The sequence below is a fragment of the Actinomadura harenae genome, from assembly GCF_003696215.1.
In the GTDB taxonomy this organism is placed as follows: Bacteria; Actinomycetota; Actinomycetes; order Streptosporangiales; family Streptosporangiaceae; genus Spirillospora; species Spirillospora harenae.
Genome location: NZ_RFFG01000241.1, coordinates 1 through 2,662, shown reverse-complemented (window position 1 = coordinate 2,662; position 2,662 = coordinate 1). Strand labels below are relative to the sequence as shown.

The following is a 2,662-nucleotide window of genomic DNA, read 5'->3' as shown; positions in this document are numbered from 1 at the left end:
CGTGCCGCGACCGTCCTGAACGGCCGCGGCCCCCTCGCCCCCGCGGACCGGCGCCGCTCCCGCGGCGACCTGCCGCTGCGCGTCGCCGCGGGCGGCGCCCCCGGCGACCTGGACCTGCCCGCCTACGACCCGTTCTTCCTGCTCGGCGTCCAGCCGGACGGCGCGCGCATGTGGAGCTGGGACGGCGCCGGCCACACCGAGCGCGACCTCGGCCCCGGCCTCCACATCGTCGTCAACAACGGCCTGAACGGCGAGGGCCACCGCGAGGGCGGCGTCGAGGACGCGTTCATGCACGCCCGCCTCGCCCACCTGCGCCCGGTGCTCGCCGCCGCGCCCCGCCCCGAGCCGCGCCCGGGCGGCGACGCCCGCGACTGGGCGCCCTGGCTGGCCGAGCTCGAGGGCGGCGGCCTCGAACGCACCGACCGGCGCACCCTGCTCCCGCTGCACGAGTTCGAACCCGGCCGCGTCTGGGGCACCACCTCGATCAGCCTCGTCGCGCTCGCCCCGGACTTCGTCCGCTACGACTTCTCCGCCCGCCCCGGCGACCCGTCCGCCTGGACGACCATCCTCTGAGCCGCCGCCCCGGGCCCGCCCTGGGCCCGTCATGGCCCGCCGCGGGCCCGCCGCGGCCCGGTTCCACCCCGGTCATCCGTCACCTTCGTCCGGCATTCCCGCTTCGGGACCGTCCGGCGCGCCCCGCGGACCGCTCGGCGGCGCGCCCGACCTTTTCGGGGGTCGCGCACGCGGCCGGATGACTCTGGGTGCTAACTTCGCTACCTAGCGCGATCTTCGCCGGGCGCACCCGGTGCCGCCGACCGTACGGGGACGCGCCCAGGGCATCACGCAGAGCGGGGGAAGCGCAGATGGCAGCACGACGACGGGGGACGGTGATCGCCGCGGGTCTGGGGGCGGCCGCTCTCGGACTGGCCGCGTGCGGCGGCGGAGGCGGGGGCGGCGGGACCGCCGGGGGGACGCTGAAGGTCGTCGGGTCGTCCGACCCGGACCACATCGACACCTCGAGCGTCTACACCACCTGGGGCAACCTGCTCGCCCGCCAGTTCTCGCGGAACCTGTTCAACGTCAAGGCCGCCGACAACTTCGACGACGCGATCAAGGTCGTGCCCGACGCCGCCGCCGAGATCCCGACCACCGACAACGGCGGGCTCAGCAAGGACGGCAAGACCTACACGATCAAGCTGCGCGACGGCATGCAGTGGGACACCAACCCGGTCCGGCCGGTGGTCGCGGGCGACTTCATCCGCGGCATCAAGCGGATCTGCAACCCGGCCAAGCCGTCCGGCGGCATGGCGTACTACACCGAGACCATCGAGGGCTTCAGCCAGTTCTGCGCCGGCTTCACCAAGGTGAGCGCGACGGACGCGGCGGCGATCGCCGCCTACCAGAACGGCCACCAGGTCCCCGGCCTCCAGGCCAAGGACGACAAGACCCTGGTGGTCAAGCTGGTCAACCCGGCGAGCGACTTCACCAACATCCTCGGCCTGACGTTCTCGGCGGCGGCCCCGGCCGAGTACGACAAGCTCATCCCGGACAGCCCGGAGTTCCGCACACACACGATCTCCGACGGCCCGTACAAGATCACCTCCTACCAGCCGAACAAGCAGATCACGCTGGCGAAGAACACCGCCTGGAAACAGGACTCGGACCCCATCCGGGAGCAGAACCCCGACGGGATCCAGATCACGATGGGGCAGGACTCGCCCGAGACCGTCCAGCAGCAGATGGAGTCCGGCGCCGCCGACCTGTCCTGGGACCAGACCGTCCCGACCGGGCAGATCCCGAGCCTGAAGTCGAACTCCAACTTCAAGATCATGGACGGGTCGTCCAGCAACCCCTACATCGTGTTCAACACCCTCAGCCCGAACAACGGCGGGGCGCTCGGCAAGGTCGCGGTGCGGCAGGCGATCCAGTACGCCGTCGACAAGGCCGCGGCGATCCAGATCTACGGCGGCCCCGACGTCAGCAGCGTGCTGAACCAGGTCATCCCGCCGCGCAGCGTCGGCTACAAGCCGTTCAACCTGTACCCGACGCCGGACAACTCCGGCGACGCCAACAAGTGCAAGACGATGCTGAGCGGCGCGGGGTACCCCAACGGGCTCACGCTGAAGTTCCCCTACCGGGTCTCCAGCAACCACCCGAAGATCGCCCAGTCCGTCCAGGCGAACCTGGCCCAGTGCGGCATCAAGGCCCAGCTCACGCCGGACACCAACGGCACGTTCTACAGCAAGACGCTGGTCACCCCGGCGGACGCCAAGGCCGGCAAGTGGGACATCGCCGGGCCCGGCTGGGTGCCGGACTGGTACGGCAACAACGGCCGCACCAACATCGTCCCGCTGTTCGACGGACGGCACTACGGCCCGAACTCCACCAACTACGGCGGCTACAACAACCCGGCCGTGAACAAGCTGATCGACCAGGCGCTCGAGGCCACGAACGTGGACACGGCCGCGAACTCGTGGGCGCAGGCCGACCGGCAGATCATGCAGGACGCCGCGGTCGTCCCGCTGATGAACCAGAAGTACCCGATCTTCCACTCGTCCCGGGTGAAGAACGCCAAGTACCTGCCGCAGTTCCAGGGCTACGACTACAGCCTCATCAAGGTTCAGTGACCGCCGTCCCGGCCGGGCCCGCGCCGCGCGGGCCC

The 2,662-nt window shown here is 71.1% G+C and carries 2 protein-coding genes; both read left to right on the top strand.

Features of this window, described 5'->3' with window-relative positions:
- Positions 1 to 573 (top strand): NRDE family protein (locus EBO15_RS44975; protein ID WP_122200185.1); only part of this gene is annotated, 573 nt, incomplete at its 5' end.
- Between the two features lie 290 nt (positions 574 to 863).
- A complete protein-coding gene (locus tag EBO15_RS43135) occupies positions 864 to 2,627 on the top strand; it encodes an ABC transporter substrate-binding protein (RefSeq protein WP_122200184.1) in 1,764 nt (587 codons plus the stop codon).
- Positions 2,628 to 2,662: the final 35 nt, after the last annotated feature.